The following is an 18,236-nucleotide window of genomic DNA, read 5'->3' as shown; positions in this document are numbered from 1 at the left end:
TAAGAAACCAGATCAGTGAAATATAAATCAGCATCTAAGCAGTCATCTAAATAAGAAAGAGGCGTCCATTTGGACAATGTCATTAAGTTAAGAGTTAGCTTAATGACATTGCCACTTGGACGCCTCTTTCTTGCTTATTGTGTTGTTGTAGAGTCAGCATCTGCTGATGCTTCCGGTGGTGCGGCGCCGTCTGGAGGCGCTGCTCCATCCGGCATAGTGCCGTCCATTCCACGACCACCTCCGCCGCCCATGCCATGGCCTCCACGGCCGCCACCCATTCCGCCGCCGAAGCCGCTTTGCGCTTCTGTTACACCGGATTCATTCACCCAAGTGATAAGCGATTCTGCTGTGAAAGATACGACCTTCGTTCCTCCACTGTATTCACCATCTGCATAAAGACCATTTGTTGCTGTTCCCGTCGATTGACCACCAGAATACAGCGTGTACGCGGTGCCTTTTGCCAAATCCGGTGTGCTGATATAGACCGCTTGGTAGCTCTTCGTTGGAGCAAATGTCGCAATCGATTTACCCGACTCATCTTCCAGATGAACCAGTGTTCCACCTTGCTGCGTCTGCGGGAACGTCATTAGAACGCCAGCTTGTGTCGAGCTGTCCGATGCTGCTTGTACCATACCGGAGCTTCCCGCTGCTACAAGAGTGCCACCCGTCATATTGAAGGTACCGTCGTAATCAAGTGAGCCGTTGCCATTTTCCGTCGGGCCGTTTACAAAGACTGATCCGCCTGACATCACAATCGAACCATTCGCATCTAATCCGTCGCCAGTTGCATCGACCGCTAAAGTACCGCCGCTAATGGTCAGCAGACCTTGAGATGCCGAGCCAGCTTCCTGACCTCCGCCGCTTCCGCCGCCTGGAGCCGCTCCTTCTCCTCCAGAGCCATCAACACCAGTCGCTGCATTTACACCGTCATCGCTTGATACGACTTTAATGTCTCCACCTGCAATTGTAATATCTGTCGCTTCGATGCCTTCATTACTTTGCGTAATATCAATCGTACCACCTGCGATCAGCATCGCCGTTTCTGCATGAATGCCATCATCACCCGCTGCGATAGTAAAGTCACCAGCCGAGATGGACAAGCCGCCCGTGCTGTGCAGTGCATCCTCACCAGACTTCATGTTATAAGTGCCGCCTTGCAGCACAATAATACCTTCTTCCCCTTCGGTATCATTCGTTGTCTTGATGCCATGACCAGCTGCATCCAGCATAAACGATCCGTCCTTCACAGCAACCAGATCACGTCCCATAACCGCATCATCTGCAGCTTGAATATCGAATGTACCGCCGGTAATTTTCAACTTATCTTTACTAGCGATCCCGTTATTGTAGTTGCCTTCTACGGTCAGCTTGCCGGTACCGTTAATCGTCATATCATCTTTGCTGAAAATAGCTGCATTCGGCTCATCTGTCGAATCATCAGGGAACACATAAGTATCTCCGTCAGTTACAACATTGTTCGTGCCTTCAGGTAAGGACAGAATCAGCTTGCCCGCTTCTTCTACATAGATTGGCGAGCTTTTGCTGTAATGAATCTCCGCTCCATTCAAGACAAGTCGTACTGTTCCTTTATCTGCTACATCAACTACGATCTGGCCTTCATCCAGCTTGCCGCTGGCCACATAGGTTCCGGCTGCCGTAATCGTAACGATACCGTCCTTCACTTCAGCTCCCGAGCCTTCGACCGTTGCACTGGTGCCGCTCAGCGAAATTGTCGTTAGATCGGCTGTACTCCAATCCGTATAAGCGTCATCCTCGTCATATTCAACGGAATCATCAAGTTCGAAGCTTGCGGTTTGAACAGCCGCCGCAGTTTCACTTGTATTCGTCGTACCTGTACTGCCAGTTGTATTGGTTGCTGCATTCGAATTGTTGTTGCATGCCGACAGTGCTGCCGCGCATAATAAAATGAAAGCAAGTTTGCTTATTCTTTTCTTATTATTCATGGTTTTCTTCCTCTCTATTGTTGGTAGGATCTAAGCTTCTACTACCGTAGGGGTCATCGTTAAGGAAATATCGAGATTTCCGTTTCTGCATCTTATCGCATCAAGCAATTCCTTCTGATTCGTAGAAGGGTCAAGAGTGACAGCATAGACAAGCTCGTACAAGCTGCCCAGCTCGGTGGTTCTAACTTTTCTAAGCTCATACTGCACGTTAAAGATGTTAAACACTTCGGCAAATGCTTCTTCGTAGCTGAGGTTTTCCGGAATCGTTACTTTGAGCAGCTTCTGTGTTGAGGATTTGGATCCGAACTTCACTGCTTTAAGCAGGAACATCAAGAGACAGAGAATGATTGTGAACAGAACCGCATATCCGTAAGCTCCAACGCCGCAGGCGAGGCCAGCTGCCATTGTGAACAGGACGAAAGCAATGTCCTTCGGATCTCCAGGCGCACTTCGGAACCGGATAATCGAGAAGGCACCCGCCAAGCTGAATGCTCGAGCAATATTGCTGCCGATTAACAGAATGATAATCGCAACGATCGTTGGGAGAACAATCATGGTTAAGGCAAAGCTTTGGGTATAGACGGTTTGTGTTTTCATATACGTAAAGCTGATCATCGCACCAAGTGCAAAAGATAATAAAAGCGTAAGTATAGCATCACTAAACGATAATTCGGTTACGGTTGCGGTGCTTGAAAAGAGTGAATCGATCATAATAAGAGGCGCTCCTTTATTCGTTCTTCATTTCTTATGTTCATTCGGTATTCATTGCCGTATTTCGAGAAGCCTGTCCGGAACATCCCAAGCTCAGACAGCAGCTGGGCCAGCCAGACCGGAACGGTCTTCTCGGCTTTTACTTCCATCAGCCATTGACCCTGTGCCATGATCAAGTCTCCATGGTCACCAGCCTCCAGCTTGAGATCATACCTTCTCGACCGGATATTCGTATCGAAGGTAATCCTCAAATCCCGGTTGTTTTTGCAAAACATCGCAATCCGGTCGTAAGTGAGATACACCGCTGGCTCAAGCTTATAGCGGCCAAGGAAGTATTTGATCTCCTGAATGACCTGCTTGTTCATGTATGGTGCAAGCTCAGGCTCGACTCCAGTGCGTACGAACTCATAGGCCTCTTCCAGCTTAAGTCCTGTTCTCCGTTTGTTGACGATGCCGAATACTTTCTTCTTCAGCTCCAGATACACCTTGGCATCCGACTTTGGCACGCCGTAAGCTCTGAGTCTGAGCTTCTCCCGATACTTTGGCTTCGACAAGCTGTTTCTTATAATCGAATGCTGATCGGTATCGAAGTATAGATTGCTTATGGAGTAGAATTGATCGTTCTTGTTGTATTCATCGAGCTCCATATATTGAAGCAATCGGTTATAAATCTCGTGAAACGATTGAGTGTCCATCAAATACTTACTTTCATATCGGTTGAATACTTCAATGGCCATCTTCTTGAGGCTCCTTTCATGCGGCCAGCTTGCCGCCTGCTCATGACTGTATCTTAGAGTGGGAACCTTTAATGAATCTTAAATGTTTTGTAAAGTTATTTCAGGTTCGTTTGTCCGAGTTAAGATTGATTAAAGGTTCTCTTCCTATAATAAGTTTGCGAGGGTAGCAATAACGAAAAGAGGAATGCTCCATGCGAATACTAATAGTAGAAGACGAAGTGAATCTGGCAGATGCCTTATCTCAAATTTTGAAAAAGAATAATTACTCCGTAGACGTCGTTCATGACGGCCAATCGGGACTCGATAATGCCTTATGCAGCATCTATGATCTCCTGCTGCTTGATATCATGCTTCCGGAGATGGACGGGATTACGGTGCTGAAGAAGATTCGGGATGAAGGAATCGCAACACCCGTTATTCTGCTGACAGCCAAGGGAGAAGTTAATGATAAAATTACCGGGCTCGATTATGGAGCTGATGATTATATCTCCAAACCTTTCTCGACCGGCGAGCTGCTTGCCCGCATAAGAGCGGCCTTAAGAAGAAGAGGCGAGGTTGTACCCGAGGATGGACTTAAGTTCGGCGATATTGAACTGAATACAGCTAATCTGAAGCTGATGTGCAAGGGGAAAGAGCTGAAAGTCATTCTAAAGGAGAGCGAGCTGATGGAGCTGCTCATTCTGCGGAAAACGGCGGTGACGTCCAAAGAGCAGATTATTGAGAAGCTGTGGGGCTATGATTCGGATGTGGAGCATAATAACGTGGAAGTCTACATCTCTTTCTTACGCAAAAAGCTCGTGTTCCTGCAATCCTCGGTGAAGATTAATACTATTCGAGGCGTTGGTTATGTACTGGAGGCGACCACCTAATGTTTAATCGGCTGCGCAACCGATTTTTGATTGTGAATATGGTCATCATCAGCTTTATTATGATTCTGGCCTTTATTACGATTTATACGATTACTTATCAGAACAACCGTAAGACCATGAATGATGATCTCATGCAAGTATCGGAGTTTTATCGCAAACAGGACGGTCCTGATGGCGGTAAGTACGGCGGCGGCAGTCATGGCGGCGGCCACGGGGATATGATGTCACCCGAAGGCAGTATGAAAGGCGGTCCGCCGCCCGAGCGATCCGTATCCTTCGCACTTGAAGCGGATAGTGATTGGAATATTACAAAGACGGATTCCCGCTTCGATATGGACAGCGACTTCTACGCACTTGCGATCAAAGCCGCTTCTACAGATCATTCCGATCAAGGTGAGTTCAACCTGGATGGTAACCGCTGGGCTTTTGACAAGCAGGTGACCCCTAATGGATATTCTGTTGTATTCCTTGACGTCACGAATCAGCATCAATTCTTGATGACGCTCTTATACACTTTCCTTGTGGTAGGATTTATTATGCTCATTGTGATCTACTTCACGAGCCGGTATTTTGCGAACCGCTCTATCTCTCCAGTCAAAGAAGCTTTCGATAAGCAGCAGCGGTTTATCGCCGACGCTTCTCATGAGCTGCGCACTCCGCTCGCCGTCATTAATACCAATGCGGATGTCCTTTTATCCAATAACGATGATCTTATCCGCAATCAGGAGAAGTGGCTGCATCATATCAAATCGGAGACAGAGCGAATGAAGACGCTGACGAGCGACCTGCTGTACTTGACTCAAATGGATGATGCACGGGACAATGTCATCTTCGCGCCATTCAACTTAAGTGAAGCGGTGGAAAGCGTCATTCTTACGCTTGAAGCGGTGATTTTCGAGAAGGATATTGTACTCAGCTATGATATCTCATCCGACTTATCCATTAACGGCAACGTGGAACAAATGAAGCAGGTGGCGCTGATTCTGCTCGATAACGCCATCAAGTACACGAATACGAAAGGTACAATTGATCTAACGCTGAAGAAGCAGGGTCATGATATTATGCTGACAGTCACCAACTCCGGAGAAGGCATACCAGCCGAGCATCTGGGCAAAATATTCGACCGCTTCTACCGCGCCGACGCTTCTCGCTCCCGTAAAAACGGCGGATACGGCCTCGGCCTCGCTATTGCTAAAGCAATCGTGGAGCAGCATAAAGGCAAAATCCACGTCAAAAGCGTGCCAAATGAAGTAACCTCATTCTACGTCCAGCTGTCAGCTGAACGCAGTTAAGTAAATAGTTAAGCGGTCATGTGGGTGATAAACCTGCATGACCGTTTTTTGCGTCTGGATGCGGTTAAATCGCCATGAGGCGTCCACGTTGGATTTCCTCCACCCTAAGTCAACTCGATTGCAGACTGCTGCTAGCTACGTTGGATTCTATACAGTAACTTTCGCCGGAATGAGCCCCGTTCGACCAAATGAGCTCATTACGCTGGATGATATCCAATGTAGCTTCAGCTACTCGCCCTAGTGCACCATTATGCTGTACGAAATCCAACGTAGGCGGGTGGGGCTGTTTCTAGAAACTAGTTAAGCTACCTTGACGCGTCCATACGTTGGATTTCCTCCAACCTAAATCAGCTCGATTGCAGACTGCTGCTAGCTACGTTGGTTTCCATACAGTAACTTTCGCCAGAATGAGCTTCGTTCGAACAAATGAACTCATTACGCTGGATGATATCCAATGTAGCTTCAGCTACTCGCCCTAGCGCACCATTATGCTGTACGAAATCCAACGCAGGTGGGCGGGGCTGCTTCTAGTAAATAGTTAAGCTACCATGACACGTCCACATTGGATTTCATCCAACCTAAATCAGCTCGATTGCAGACTGCTGCTAGCTACGTTGGATTCTATACAGTAACTTTAGGCAGAATGAGCTTCGTTCGACCAAATAAACTCATTACGCTGGATGATATCCAATGTAGCTTCAGCTACTCACCCTAGTGCACCATTATGCTGTACGAAATCCAACGTAGGCGGGGAACCGGGTTGTCTTATACTATCGATTGTGATTGTGATATTGCGGCGTACCGGGGTTCGCTAGAACCCTGAAGCTAGTTAGTTAGTTCCTCCCTGTTCCCACCCACACAAATAGGAAGGAGGATCCGTTTGGATCCTCCTTCCTATTTGTCATACACGGGGAAGTTGATCGTTTAAAGGGAGCTGGGGTATCCCTTGAGGAGCGCAGCGTTCGCCTTTGCCTGGCAGGGAATATCCACTATGCGGATTCCAATCCAAATTCCCTGGCAGGCAACAGCGACCGAAGGGGATACCCCAGCCCCTCAAACACCATCCACTTCCCCATTCGCCCTCAAAAAGGAGGAGCCAAAAAAACCTCCTCTCCGCCTTTGTGCCCCACCCTCTCCCATTTAAGATTGGCTAAAGGTTGTCGATCTAAGATTACTCCATAACACAAGGCTAGTGCCTATTAAAGGAGTGATTATTATTATCCGCACCAGCAAAAAAACCAAAATCATCACCATTATAGTTGTCATCCTGCTTATCATTTCAGCCATTCTCTATAAGCTGGCTGATCGATATTTGATCGAGCATGTGGAGGTGAAGGTGACACCAAATCCATCTATTACGCAAAGCTCGAGCTCAAATTCAAGCTCAAATTCAAGTTCAAGCAGCGGAACATCAACCACCACCCCATCCGCGGATGCCGAATACGATGACTGGAACTACAAGGATGACAACCAGACGATCAGCATCAAAAAGGTGGAGACCGGCTCTGGATCGGATCTGATCACCTACTATGTCGCCGATGTCACCTTTAACAGCACAACTAACCTGCTTACCGCTTTCGCCAAAGACTCTTTTGGCACCAATATTATTCAGAACACGTCGACAATCGCGGCTAATCACAATGCGATCTTTGCCATTAACGGTGATTACTACGGCTTCCGCGAGGATGGCGTCGTCATCCGTAATGGTACGGTGTATCGGGATGAGCCAACAAGAATTGGTCTCGCCATGTTTAACGATGGCACGATGAAGCCTTACGACGAAGAGGAGACCTCTACGGATGATCTGCTCGCTCAAGGGGTAACTAATGCCTTCTCCTTCGGGCCAGCTCTCGTTACAAACGGCGAGATCGCCGGTGATTTCAGCCATGTTGAGATCGACAAAAACTTCGGCAACCGATCAATCCAAGCATCTAATCCACGGACAGGCATCGGAATGATCTCAGCCAACCACTACCTGTTCGTCATCGTAGACGGACGGAGCTCGGGCTACAGCCGTGGGATGACACTGACGGAATTCGCTGATTTGTTCAAGGAACTTGGAGCAACTGAAGCTTACAATCTGGATGGCGGCGGCTCGTCTACGATGTATTTTATGGGCCGCGTTGTTAATAGTCCGCTTGGCAAGGGGCAAGAACGTGGTGTCAGCGATATTATCTATATCCCTCAATCCTAAAACATGGAGGCAGATTATATGACTATACTTATCCCCTCCTACGAGCCGGATGAAAGGCTGTTAGCCCTTATTCATAATCTAAAAGAAGAGGCAGGCGACGCCCCTATCCTGATCGTAGATGACGGCAGCGGCGAGGATTATCGCGGGATCTTCAAATCCGCAGAACAAGCCGGTTGTACGGTACTCACGCATGCCAGCAATCGAGGTAAGGGCAGTGCGCTTAAGACAGGCTTCGATTATGTAAGGCAGCATGGTGATGCAGACGATGTTGTTTGTGCCGACAGTGACGGGCAGCATCTACCGGAGGATATCTTTCGAATATCGGATGCTGTTCGCAAGAACCGCAATCATATTGTATTAGGAAGCAGACAATTCACAGGTAAGGTACCGCTGCGAAGCCGCTTCGGCAATTCGGCAACCCGAATGGTCTATGCCCTCGCAACCGGCAAACCTATTCAAGATACGCAGACCGGCCTTCGGGGGTATTCCTCCGATATGCTGGACTGGCTGTGCGAGGTGCCGGGTGACCGGTTCGAATATGAAATGAATATGCTGTTGGAAGCGCCTAAGGCAGGCTATGATTTTGTAGAGGTGCCGATCGAAACGGTCTATCTGGAGGACAACAAATCCTCCCACTTTCGGCCGCTTACGGATTCGGCCAGAATCTATTTTCCGTTCCTGAAGTTCATGACCTCATCGGGCTTCTCTGCCGTTCTAGATTTTGTCCTGCTGTTCCTGCTGCAGTGGCTGACCTCAAACCTGCTCGTATCAGTGATGGGAGCAAGACTCGTCAGCTCGATCTTCAACTTCTCGATGAACCGCCGTTTTGTGTTTACGGAAGGACAAGGGATTGCAATTAAGAAGTCGCTCCCCCGTTATTTCTCCCTTGTTATCGTAATTATGATATCAAACTATGCCCTTTTATATCTCTTCCATGAGAGCATCGGCATCCCATTATTCGTAGCCAAACTGATGACCGAAATGTTCCTGTTCGCCTTCAGCTATATGGTGCAGCGAAAGTTTGTTTACTAGCGTGAAAAATCCACTGGGAGAACTCCGAGCATTGGAGCGAGCTTGCGGACCTGGTTGGGAAGTATACGAAGGTTTACACGATCATATAAAAGGCCGATATCCAAGCGGATATCAGCCTTTGTTTATTTGGGCAGCTCTGCCCATTTATTCGCCTGCTCCGGCGGGGAGTAAGCGGCCATTTTATCTAATAGTACGGCTGGACTCTCTTCGAAAAGCATCAGTCCAAGATTCGTGTCCCGCATAAATCCTGCCGCAACGGCCTGATTCAGCATATCTGCAATCGGCTGATAGAAGCCCTTCACATTCAGAATGCCAACAGGCTTCTTATGTATACCAAGCTGTGCCCAGCTTGCAACCTCGAACAGCTCTTCGAATGTTCCAAGTCCACCAGGCAAAGCGATGTAACCATCTGACAAATCCGACATAAGCGCCTTCCGCTCATGCATATTGCCAACTTCATGAAACGCCGTCAGACCGGTATGCGCCATCTCACCGTTGAACAGTCCACGCGGCATAACGCCTGTTACTCGTCCGCCATTAGCCAGCACCGCATCGGCGACTCGGCCCATCAAGCCGATTTTGGATCCGCCATACACTAATTCGATCCCATTTGCAGCCATCAGCTCCCCAAGCTGAATCGCTGCCACCTCATATTCCGGACTGTTTCCAACATTGGAACCAGCAAATACACAAATTTTATTCATCGTGAGTCCGCTCCCTGCTATTCCTTAATGTATCGCTTGCTCAACTTATCCTTATGTGCCTCTAAAATCTCACCAATCGTGACATCATACATACTAGCCAGGATAAACACATTGCCTAGAATATCGCCTAGCTCCTCCGTCAATTCCTGCTTCAGCTTGTCAGCAGACTGTACGGCTTCATCTGGACGATCCCTTCCAATCTCAATCGCCCGCACCGCTCTTGCCGTCTCTCCAACTTCCTCCGTCAGGAAAGCAATCCGTTCGAATGGTCCGTAGTTAGACCAGCCGCGCTGCTTGTAGAAATCTTGAATCCACTGCTGCATTTCGGTTTCCTTCATGATGCTGTCTCCTCTATTGTTGTTGTCCCTTTATTATAAAGTTTGCCCTGTACTCTGCTCAACCGGCAAAAAGAAAGAGGCACCCTGCCGGATGCCTCTTCGCCTTATGAAGGAGTCGCCTGACACTTCGAAATATTAGCGTCTGTATCTCCAAGAACGTACAAGTAGGTGCTAAGCGCATGATAGCATGGGATCGAGTGCTTGATTGGGAATAAAGTCGAGTTGATCTCAAGTCCAGGCTCAAGATGGTGGTAACCTGCGATCTCAACTGGAACTTGGGGCACGATGTCCGGTTTATTGTATACACGAGTGTTCGGAATATTCATCCGCTGGAACGCTTCAACAAATAGCTTATCTCCTACTCGAGGGGAGGCGAATGTCACCAATTCAACATCGATATTCTTGCTCCCTGCCAGAAAAGCATGCAAAGTCGCCAGAGAGCTGCCCAGACTATGGCCGGTTACAAGAAGCTCTGTGCCTTGCGGCAGTGTATCGATTGAATCCATCAGCGATTGGGATGGCAGACTTGCATCCGCATATTCCACCATCATGCTGCGGTACAAGTTCGTAAATCCACGCTCAGTCTTGCCGCCGTTTGGAACCTCATGAAATGTCTCCAGCACAAACTCGAAATCCGCCAGCCAGTCAAGCGCGCTCTCCGTTCCACGAATGACCACTGCCTGATGCAATGGATTGTCTGTGGATCTCGCAATGTAACCGGCAAATTCCCTCTCCTTAAGCTTCTCAAGGCGGGGTATCATCGTCAAATTCGCGACCAGTTCCCACCCTGTTGGAAAATCCGTTGGCACCACTGGCGACAGATGATTCTGTGCATACATCTCATAGGCAACCTTTACGAACTTCCCCCAATCAATCAGCTTTTCCATACTAATCGTATTACTCATTCGAACTAGCTCCCCCTATACAACCAAAATGGTTATTCTTACCTTTAATTCGATAAATATAGAAAAAAACCTCCAGCGGCGACTGTCTGACGACTCCAATTCGATGGACAAAAAAAAGGAGCGCCCTCTACGGACAGCCCCTTCTTGTTAGGTTGTTAGGCAACCAGTACCCATACCCCGCCATTTGTCGGGATCTCACCTTTGGTCCACCATTTTGCCTTATACGTATGTCCTGCATAGGTGACTTGATCGCCGCCATTGTACGCCTTCGTGCTGTTCCAAGCTTGTACAGCTGTCGTAGATACCGGCTTCCATACATCGGAGTTGTCCGGCTGATCTCCTTGTGTCCACCAGCCAGCTTTGTATTCGATACCGTTATACGTCACGATGTCGCCAGCCAAATAGATTTTCATGCTGTCCCATGTGCCAGTTGCTGTTGGAGGGGTTACAACTGCTGCTTTGGTTGTAAGCGTCAATGCAGTGCTCGCCGTCGAGCGATTGTTCGCCGCATCTAAGGCGATAACGGTGTACGCATAAGCCGTTGATGCCTTCAAGCCGCTATCGGAATAAGAAGTGGAAGCTGTCGTACCGAGCAGTCTACCATCACGATAAATCTCGTATTTCGTTACACCAATATTATCTGTTGAAGCTGTCCAAGTGAAGGCAGCTGTCGTTTCGGTCACATTACCCGCCTTAAGACTCGTCGGTCTTGTTGGCACCTGTGTATCAGGAGCAGGTGTTACAACAGCAGGCAGTGTACTTGCCGATACCGGCACACTTGCAGTTGAACGGTTACCCTTATTGTCTACTGCTACTACGGTGTACGAGTAAGTCGAATCAGCAGGCAAGCCATTGTCGATATAATTCGTTCCTGTTGCTGTACCAACGACTTTACCGTCGCGGCTTACTTCATAATTCTTGATGCCAGCAGAAGCGGTCGATGCTGACCATTCCATCGTGATGCTGCTTTCCGTATGACCGGAGCACCATACACTTGCCGGGAAGTTCGGCAATACGGTTGGTTCAGGGTCTGGTGTTGTTGTGCCGCCGCCTTGAGTAAGGTTCACGTCAACCGCCTGATAGAAGGCATTAACCGTATCCCCAATCTCCCATACGCTGAGGATAATGTAATAGCCCGTCCGGTCTGTTGGCACATTACACGTATGTGTTACCATCATCTCCGGCTTCTTCATACCGCCGTCTACTGTACAGAACGGTTTCGATTCAAGCTGGTCGCGGGTCAGCGGCTTATTTGGATCCCAACCGATTTTCGTAATATAGTAGTCCCATTTCTCTGTAATATGATTGGCTGTGAGCGTCCAGGTGAATGTATTGCTGCCACCCTTCATATCGACCTTCTTCCAGCGATCGGAAGATTGAGCGTCCAGCTCCGTATATTTACCCACTCCGGCAATACTGCCGTCGGCTGGTCCTGCTGCAGGGAAGCCGCCTACGCCTTCCACACTTTGCGGCTCATATTGAATTGCTCCGCAATTTTTGTTCGTTCCTTGGTTACAAAGCAGCGACCGGCTTGCCGGTGAAGAAATGTAGCCATGGGCAGATGCTTTGTCTGCAACAGCAAGTGTGCAGAGCAAGCCAAGCAAAACAAAGCTGAACAGAATAGCCAGCTTGCCCCAAACCGATTGTTTCGTTATCGTCATGTCGATTCTCCTCGTTTTTCGAAATGAAATGTTTGTCGTTTCCAATCATAACCAATTAAAAAACGTGCTCCTAGAATCCAAAGACCTGTGTGATTTTTCTCTGCATACTTATAGTAAAAAGCCAATTCCAGCAGGCTATTATCTATGAAAGTGCGACAGTAGTCGCATACTAAGCTCTATTTCAGTAAAAAACCAATAGTAATTGGATATATTTGTAATATAAAACACAACTGTAATATAGTCCGACTTCATCTGTTGAGTCCGTCCTATATGCGTCATAAAGCCCATCTTTTGTCCAGACCGCTTCATAGACCATGCCAAAAAGCCCCCTTGCCTTCTGGCAAAAGGGGTTCTTTTTTCTTCCTATTTGCGATCAGCGATAACGGTCCATTAGCCCCGCCAAGCTGATCCGCACCGCTTTCCGTAGTTCATCTGGCCCCTTGAGCACCACTTCTTCTCCAAGCCCAATTAAAAATTCTGTATAAAAAGGAATATCTCCGCGGGATACGTCCACGTCAATCAGGCCGCTGCCATCCTCCAGGATCTGCAGCATAGGGGCCAGCCATAGCTCCGCTTCGCATCGCTGAACACCTACCCTGCTTAGCTCCAAGTGCAGACGGATCGGATCGCTTGGCGCCACTGTCGCCTGGCGGCTAAGACGGATATCCCCGAGATCCTTCTTGGCCGTACCCGAAGTATCCTCTGAGGCTGAGCGGATTCGATCGCACCGAAATACACGGAAGCCTTCGCGCAGGAAGCAATATGCCGTGCAGTACCAGAGCCCGTTATTGGCGTAAATGCACACAGGCTGGATTTTACGGCATCCTGCTTCGCTGTCCTTCGTCTCATACTCGATATCTAACAACTTCTGGTGTACCGCCGCATCGAGCAGCACGGACAGGCAGGGAGCATCTCCCCGTCTTGTTGGTGTAATGAAATCAACCCTATACTTCATGCTGTCGATGCGGTCTCGTACATCACCAGGCATATGTAGATAGAACTTATTCAGCGCTGAAGTGGTCTCCGTTTCGAATGGTAAGGATGAGTAATGCCGCAAAGCATGCACCGCGAAGAACATCGCTACAGCCTCTTCTTCCGTAAATGCAATCGGAGGCAGCACTCTCTCCCTCAATACCTGATAACCCCCATGTGGTCCTACTTCCGAGTAGAGAGGAACACCAAGCTCACTCAGCTCTTGTAAATCCCTTAGAATGGTCCGCTTGGAGACACCAAACTCATCTGCCAGCTCCTGCACTTTGAAACGGCGTTTACGATTGACGGTCATCATGAGCTCCATTAACCGTTTGGATTTGGGCATCCATATCCCTCCAATTTCAATATCAATGACAGAATGTGTCACTATTATCCGTTACGATAAAGGCAACATGCAAGACCAAACCAAAGGAGTGACTGACCATGCTCAAATATTCCGTGCTATTCTTCCTTATTATGTTCATGATCGGAACCGATACGTTCCTGATCTCGCCGCTGCTTCCGACCCTTCAGGCGCAATATGACGTTTCCACCAGCATTGCGGGCTGGATGATTGGTGCCTATACCTTAGGATCTGCCCTGTTCGCACTTATCGCCGGACCTTTGTCAGATGGTTGGAACCGCAGAACAGTCATGATTAGCGGTTTAGTTGCCTTTTCCATCTCAACTGCCCTCTGCGGCTTTGCAGACAGCTTTGAAACCATGCTTCTATTCCGCTTCCTTGCTGGTGTCAGCGCTGCCTTCACCGCTCCCCAGGTATGGGCATCTATCCCTGCCGTCATGCCAGCAGCACGTATCGCAAAAACAATGGGGATTGCCTTCGGCGGACTTGCTGCCGCGCAAGCGCTTGGTGTACCGATCGGCAGTTGGCTTGCTGCATCAGATTGGCCCGTACCTTTCTGGACAATCGGCACTGCTTCGCTACTGCTCGCAGCCGTGGCCTTCTATTTGCTCCCTAACATGAAGCCCAGCAGACAGAACGGGCAGTCCACCTCCATTCTTAGCCGCTATACCCCTTTAATAACTAATGGCAAAGCAAGAGGCGGATTTTTCGCTTACCTGCTGCTCCATCTCGGCAGCGGCACCGCTGTTGCTTTCATCGGAAAATGGATGGCCGACCGCTTCGAACTGTCAGTTGGCGGAATCGGTAACGTTATGATGTGTCTCGGCTTTGGCACGCTGCTTGGAAGCATTATCAGCTCTGCCATTGTCCGCAAGCTGGGTATTACCACTGCGGTTACAGCGGGAATGCTGCTGATCGTTGCCCTCTATGCAGTTGGTCCTCATGCTGCAGGCATCCCGATGACTACTGCTATCTACTTCATCATTTTCACCATTCTCGGCGTGATCTTCCCTCTTGTGATGGGATTGCTCACTGCCCTTAACGCTTCGATTAGGGGGACGATCTCCAGCCTCGCCAATTCCACCATGAATGGAGCAAATACACTAGGTGCTTGGCTGGCCGGCATCCTTTATGTACAGTTTGGCGGATATGAAGCTATAGGGATCTTCTCTGCGATATGTATTGCTCTATCACTTGGCTCATTTCGGATAGGCGGCCTGCTCGGGAGTAAGGAAATGCAGACCGGGCAGCAGACAAAATCAGCCTCCTGAAATAATAAAGAGCGCTGCCTTTTAGGCTAGCGCTCTTATTAGTATTAGTTATGTAAAATAATTAACTTGTCCGCATGCACATGCCTTGCAAATACGTGGTTAAACTTTCGATATTCATCTGAATATGACGGTTATCACCCTCCAGCTTGCTGAGCATAATACCACCTTCCATCACCGACAGGGTGAAAGTGGCTAACGCATCCACATCTAGACCTGCTTTGAACTCGCCGGACTCCATACCCTCAGAGATGATCTGTTTCATAGCACCAAGCGTCCGTTCCATTCCTTGATGGGCCTTGTCCCTTAAGAGAGGGTGGCTGTCATCCGATTCTGTCGCAAGATTAAGTAACGGGCAGCCCCCAGCAAAAGGCGGAGCTTCAACGACGTTTGCATACACCCGTAAAAAAGACAGCAGCCGCCCCATCGCCGTTGTCTCCTGTTCCATTGCTTCACTTATGGACTGATTCACAATACCTCCAGCATAATGGAATGCCTCAACGGCAATTTCGTCTTTACTCGCAAAATAGCGGTATATACCGCCCTTCTTAATACCCGTCAGCTTAGTAATGTCCGACAGGGATGACCCCGCATAACCCCGCTGATTAAACAGCTCAGCAGATTTTGCAATGATATGCTTGCGGGTATTTTCTCCTTTTTGCACGCCTAATCCCCCTGTTCCTCACGTCCAATAGTGCCTTCATTATACCAGCGAAAATGTGCTTGCGATAACATATTATTCCATGTTATGGTAAAGATACCGATCGGTATCTTCTGTGAGGAGGGAAATCTTTATGTTATTAAATGAGATTCTAGGCGAGGCTAAGCAGCAATTTAAGTCCAGGGTGCCCGAGCACGCTCAAGCTGAAATATTCGGCCTGATCCATGAGCAGCAGCAATCCGGCAAGGTGTATGGTCTGCGGGAGGGACATCAGGCGCCAGACTTTACACTGCCGAGCACAACCGGGGTAGCTGTCAATTTGGTTGAACAGCTGGCGAAGGGTCCGGTTGTGCTTACCTTTTACCGCGGCGGCTGGTGTCCTTACTGCAATCTCCAGCTTCGTGCTTACCAGAGCATTCTGCCAGAGATTGAAGCCCTCGGCGGCAGACTTATCGCACTCAGCCCGCAAAACCCGGAAAATACGCTTTCCCAGCAGGAGAAGGAGGATCTCAACTTCCATGTCTTTAGCGATCCAAATGGCAAAGTCGCTTCTCTCTACGACATATTGTTTGAACTTCCTACTTCCTTGCAGGAGGTTATGCTCCATACGTTAAAGCTCGATCTCTTAGACTATAATGCCGCTAACCGCTGGATTCTCCCCATTCCCTCTACCTTTATTATTGATAGGTCCGGTATTATCCGCTTCACTTATGTGAATCCCGATTTTATGCAGCGGCTGGAACCGCAAGTCATTCTGGAGCAGTTAAAGAACTTATGAATATGCAAAAGCCCGGACATCCTCCGGGGCTTTGAACACCATTTATATTCATACAGTGTTTTTATCGTTTTTTTAGAAACTCTTTAGAGTCCGTAAACATCCACCAGCTATACTGTGGACACACATCTCAAAGGAGTGCTGTCCAATGAAAAAAAGCTGGTGGATTCTGTTTCTTCTATCCGTTGCCATTATGTTGCCTTTTGTCATTCCATACCTCAGTCTGAACCCGGCAAGCAGCCGCATAGTCATTTCCTCACGGGCACTGCAATATCCCGCCCTAGTCATCCATATCATTTTGGCTTTACTCGCCATGACTACAGGATTTCTCCAATTCCACAAAACATTACGAAAGAACAAGCCTTCCCTGCATGTCCTGCTAGGCAAGGTGTACGTAAGCTCTATCTTACTTAGCGGAGGCTTTACCCTCATCCTTATAGGCTACGAACCGGACTACGGAAGAGCCTTGTCTTTTCTTTTCCTGGATCTGTTATGGCTGTTTACAACAGTGAAAGGATTCCAGGCAGCAATGAACAAGGATTTTGAAGCTCATAAAAAGTGGATGATCCGCAGCTTTGCCATGACCTTAACGGCAGTGAGTGCAAGAGCAGTTGTGCCGCTGCTAATTCTGACTTACCTGCTGCTGCACAGGTTTTCCCTCCCTGACGGCCGTATGGGCATGATTGAGGAGGTGCTGGACAACAATATTTGGGCAGCGCTTATCCTCAACTTTATAATCGTGGAGTGGTATTTACTGAAGCCTCGCCGCGAGCAACTTTCATTATAACGAGACTCCACCACCAACTGGGGTAAAATGCCACGGTATCATCCCTTAAGATGCCTGATTGTTTCCTTAATCCCTTGCTCGAAGCTTGTTGCTGTGATGGGACCAATAAATCGTTCATATTTTTTAGTACTGAGGCGAAGAGGTTCGTTCGTCAAATAAAGCATCTCCACGACTTCCTTCATAACAGGGACAAACAAGCCAAGCAGTGACAAGCCGACATTCCCAAGAGGCAGAACGGATTTACTGGAGCCGCTGACTCCCTTTGCAATACGGACAATCTCTTGACCTGTGATTACCCCTCCGCCAGGTATGTTCCACTCTTGTTTGTAAGACTGATCACGCAGCGAAATTTCGACGATCATATGTGCGGCATCCGGCAGATAAACATATTCGCGCGGAACTTGCATGTTGCCAATAAAAAAGGCTATTTTACCAGCAGCGATGGCTTCCAGTGTTGAGCCGAGATATGAGGCTTCATTTGCCGTTGGTCCATAGTAATCGGGCAGCCGGACAATGAGGGGACGAGCTTGGTTCCATCGTTTATCAAATACCATCTCTGCAAACTTCAGACGAGTACGCCCTTTTCTAGTATGAGGCTGCTTGGGATGCTCCTCGGTTACCCTCTCCATTTGCCTTCTTCCATATGGATAGATACCATCTACAACAATGACCTTCAGACCAAGCCGGTTAGCTGCCTCCATAACCGCCTCGCCGAGCGGAAGCAGACGTTCAGCCATCTCATGGTACGGAACATTGGCACAATGAAACATCACATCGGCCCCTATGGATGCCTTCTCCACATCATCCGCATTGAACGCATCCCCTATGGCAAGCGACAGATGCGCAGGATTGCCTAACCTATTAGCGAACTGTTCCAGCTTTGCTCGAGACCGCCCGAACGCAACGACCTGAATCCCCCTCGTTACTAATTCCTCCGTAATAGCAGCACCTGTGCCGCCTGTCGCCCCTATAACAATTGCCTTTTTCATAACTATCACTCCT

Annotated in this window: 17 protein-coding genes; 7 read left to right on the top strand and 10 right to left on the bottom strand. The window is 48.5% G+C overall.

Annotated features, from left to right (window positions below; all coding sequences use genetic code 11):
- Positions 1–134 precede the first annotated feature (134 nt).
- From FHS17_RS26080 to FHS17_RS26070, 3 genes are read right to left on the bottom strand one after another with little or no spacing between them, the layout of a single operon-like run.
- Positions 135–1,964: a carbohydrate-binding domain-containing protein gene (locus tag FHS17_RS26080; RefSeq protein ID WP_167281574.1), complete on the bottom strand. Its 1,830-nt coding sequence runs from the start codon at positions 1,962–1,964 to the stop codon at positions 135–137.
- Positions 1,965–1,994: 30 nt separating this feature from the next.
- Positions 1,995–2,675 carry a DUF4956 domain-containing protein gene (locus FHS17_RS26075; protein ID WP_167281571.1) on the bottom strand — a complete coding sequence of 227 codons (681 nt, stop codon included), beginning with the start codon at positions 2,673–2,675 and terminating at the stop codon, positions 1,995–1,997.
- On the bottom strand, positions 2,672–3,412 hold the full coding sequence (locus tag FHS17_RS26070) for a polyphosphate polymerase domain-containing protein (protein ID WP_167281569.1): 741 nt from the start codon (positions 3,410–3,412) through the stop codon (positions 2,672–2,674). The genes FHS17_RS26075 and FHS17_RS26070 overlap by 4 nt, the downstream gene beginning before the upstream one ends.
- 191 nt (positions 3,413–3,603) lie before the next feature.
- Here FHS17_RS26070 and FHS17_RS26065 point away from each other — a divergent pair, with 191 nt between their 5' ends.
- From FHS17_RS26065 to FHS17_RS26050, 4 genes are all read left to right on the top strand, one after another.
- Positions 3,604–4,281: a response regulator transcription factor gene (locus FHS17_RS26065; RefSeq protein ID WP_167281566.1), complete on the top strand. Its 678-nt coding sequence runs from the start codon at positions 3,604–3,606 to the stop codon at positions 4,279–4,281.
- A complete protein-coding gene (locus FHS17_RS26060; protein ID WP_167281564.1) occupies positions 4,281–5,573 on the top strand; it encodes a sensor histidine kinase in 1,293 nt (430 codons plus the stop codon). The genes FHS17_RS26065 and FHS17_RS26060 overlap by 1 nt, the downstream gene beginning before the upstream one ends.
- Before the next feature lie 1,207 nt (positions 5,574–6,780).
- The gene (locus FHS17_RS26055; protein ID WP_341805920.1) at positions 6,781–7,767 is read left to right on the top strand and encodes a phosphodiester glycosidase family protein; all 987 of its coding nucleotides are present in this window, start codon (positions 6,781–6,783) and stop codon (positions 7,765–7,767) included.
- Positions 7,768–7,785: 18 nt separating this feature from the next.
- The gene (locus tag FHS17_RS26050; RefSeq protein WP_167281562.1) at positions 7,786–8,799 is read left to right on the top strand and encodes a bifunctional glycosyltransferase family 2/GtrA family protein; all 1,014 of its coding nucleotides are present in this window, start codon (positions 7,786–7,788) and stop codon (positions 8,797–8,799) included.
- A gap of 122 nt (positions 8,800–8,921) precedes the next feature.
- Here the strand turns inward: FHS17_RS26050 and FHS17_RS26045 are convergent, their stop codons facing one another.
- The 5 genes from FHS17_RS26045 to FHS17_RS26025 form a co-directional block, all read right to left on the bottom strand.
- Positions 8,922–9,503 carry an LOG family protein gene (locus FHS17_RS26045; RefSeq protein WP_167281560.1) on the bottom strand — a complete coding sequence of 194 codons (582 nt, stop codon included), beginning with the start codon at positions 9,501–9,503 and terminating at the stop codon, positions 8,922–8,924.
- 17 nt (positions 9,504–9,520) lie between these two features.
- The gene (locus FHS17_RS26040; protein WP_167281558.1) at positions 9,521–9,841 is read right to left on the bottom strand and encodes a MazG nucleotide pyrophosphohydrolase domain-containing protein; all 321 of its coding nucleotides are present in this window, start codon (positions 9,839–9,841) and stop codon (positions 9,521–9,523) included.
- Between the two features lie 104 nt (positions 9,842–9,945).
- Positions 9,946–10,746 carry a lipase family protein gene (locus tag FHS17_RS26035; RefSeq protein WP_167281555.1) on the bottom strand — a complete coding sequence of 267 codons (801 nt, stop codon included), beginning with the start codon at positions 10,744–10,746 and terminating at the stop codon, positions 9,946–9,948.
- Positions 10,747–10,901: 155 nt separating this feature from the next.
- Entirely contained in the window at positions 10,902–12,407 is a 1,506-nt protein-coding gene (locus FHS17_RS26030) for a lytic polysaccharide monooxygenase (RefSeq protein WP_167281553.1), read from the bottom strand.
- Between the two features lie 373 nt (positions 12,408–12,780).
- Positions 12,781–13,725: a helix-turn-helix transcriptional regulator gene (locus FHS17_RS26025; protein ID WP_167281551.1), complete on the bottom strand. Its 945-nt coding sequence runs from the start codon at positions 13,723–13,725 to the stop codon at positions 12,781–12,783.
- A gap of 98 nt (positions 13,726–13,823) precedes the next feature.
- Here FHS17_RS26025 and FHS17_RS26020 point away from each other — a divergent pair, with 98 nt between their 5' ends.
- Positions 13,824–15,014, top strand: coding sequence for an MFS transporter (locus tag FHS17_RS26020; RefSeq protein WP_167281549.1), 1,191 nt, complete (start codon positions 13,824–13,826; stop codon positions 15,012–15,014).
- Between the two features lie 61 nt (positions 15,015–15,075).
- Here the strand turns inward: FHS17_RS26020 and FHS17_RS26015 are convergent, their stop codons facing one another.
- Positions 15,076–15,675 (bottom strand): TetR family transcriptional regulator C-terminal domain-containing protein, encoded by a 600-nt coding sequence (locus FHS17_RS26015; protein WP_167281547.1) that lies wholly within the window; start codon positions 15,673–15,675, stop codon positions 15,076–15,078.
- Between the two features lie 130 nt (positions 15,676–15,805).
- Here FHS17_RS26015 and FHS17_RS26010 point away from each other — a divergent pair, with 130 nt between their 5' ends.
- Positions 15,806–16,450, top strand: a complete 645-nt coding sequence (locus FHS17_RS26010) for a peroxiredoxin-like family protein (protein ID WP_167281545.1) — start codon at positions 15,806–15,808, stop codon at positions 16,448–16,450.
- Between the two features lie 145 nt (positions 16,451–16,595).
- Positions 16,596–17,234: a DUF2306 domain-containing protein gene (locus FHS17_RS26005; RefSeq protein WP_167281543.1), complete on the top strand. Its 639-nt coding sequence runs from the start codon at positions 16,596–16,598 to the stop codon at positions 17,232–17,234.
- Positions 17,235–17,272: 38 nt separating this feature from the next.
- Here FHS17_RS26005 and FHS17_RS26000 read toward each other — a convergent pair whose 3' ends face one another.
- A complete protein-coding gene (locus FHS17_RS26000; protein ID WP_208420574.1) occupies positions 17,273–18,223 on the bottom strand; it encodes an SDR family NAD(P)-dependent oxidoreductase in 951 nt (316 codons plus the stop codon).
- Between the last annotated feature and the right edge of the window lie 13 nt (positions 18,224–18,236).

This window comes from Paenibacillus lupini, from assembly GCF_011761355.1.
Lineage (GTDB): Bacteria > Bacillota > Bacilli > Paenibacillales > Paenibacillaceae > Pristimantibacillus > Pristimantibacillus lupini.
Note: the sequence above shows the minus strand (reverse complement) of the source record. Positions and strands in the feature narration are given on the sequence as shown.

Excerpts from the sequence above, each read along its gene's own strand:
- FHS17_RS26010 (WP_167281545.1), top strand. The coding sequence starts at position 15,806 with ATGTTATTAAATGAGATTCTAGGCGAGGCTAAGCAGCAATTTAAGTCC.
- FHS17_RS26000 (WP_208420574.1), bottom strand. The coding sequence starts at position 18,223 with ATGAAAAAGGCAATTGTTATAGGGGCGACAGGCGGCACAGGTGCTGCT.
- FHS17_RS26030 (WP_167281553.1), bottom strand. The coding sequence starts at position 12,407 with ATGACGATAACGAAACAATCGGTTTGGGGCAAGCTGGCTATTCTGTTC.
- FHS17_RS26025 (WP_167281551.1), bottom strand. The coding sequence starts at position 13,725 with ATGCCCAAATCCAAACGGTTAATGGAGCTCATGATGACCGTCAATCGT.
- FHS17_RS26020 (WP_167281549.1), top strand. The coding sequence starts at position 13,824 with ATGCTCAAATATTCCGTGCTATTCTTCCTTATTATGTTCATGATCGGA.
- FHS17_RS26070 (WP_167281569.1), bottom strand. The coding sequence starts at position 3,412 with ATGGCCATTGAAGTATTCAACCGATATGAAAGTAAGTATTTGATGGAC.
- FHS17_RS26050 (WP_167281562.1), top strand. The coding sequence starts at position 7,786 with ATGACTATACTTATCCCCTCCTACGAGCCGGATGAAAGGCTGTTAGCC.
- FHS17_RS26005 (WP_167281543.1), top strand. The coding sequence starts at position 16,596 with ATGAAAAAAAGCTGGTGGATTCTGTTTCTTCTATCCGTTGCCATTATG.
- FHS17_RS26065 (WP_167281566.1), top strand. The coding sequence starts at position 3,604 with ATGCGAATACTAATAGTAGAAGACGAAGTGAATCTGGCAGATGCCTTA.
- FHS17_RS26080 (WP_167281574.1), bottom strand. The coding sequence starts at position 1,964 with ATGAATAATAAGAAAAGAATAAGCAAACTTGCTTTCATTTTATTATGC.
- FHS17_RS26060 (WP_167281564.1), top strand. The coding sequence starts at position 4,281 with ATGTTTAATCGGCTGCGCAACCGATTTTTGATTGTGAATATGGTCATC.
- FHS17_RS26075 (WP_167281571.1), bottom strand. The coding sequence starts at position 2,675 with ATGATCGATTCACTCTTTTCAAGCACCGCAACCGTAACCGAATTATCG.
- FHS17_RS26040 (WP_167281558.1), bottom strand. The coding sequence starts at position 9,841 with ATGAAGGAAACCGAAATGCAGCAGTGGATTCAAGATTTCTACAAGCAG.
- FHS17_RS26045 (WP_167281560.1), bottom strand. The coding sequence starts at position 9,503 with ATGAATAAAATTTGTGTATTTGCTGGTTCCAATGTTGGAAACAGTCCG.
- FHS17_RS26035 (WP_167281555.1), bottom strand. The coding sequence starts at position 10,746 with ATGAGTAATACGATTAGTATGGAAAAGCTGATTGATTGGGGGAAGTTC.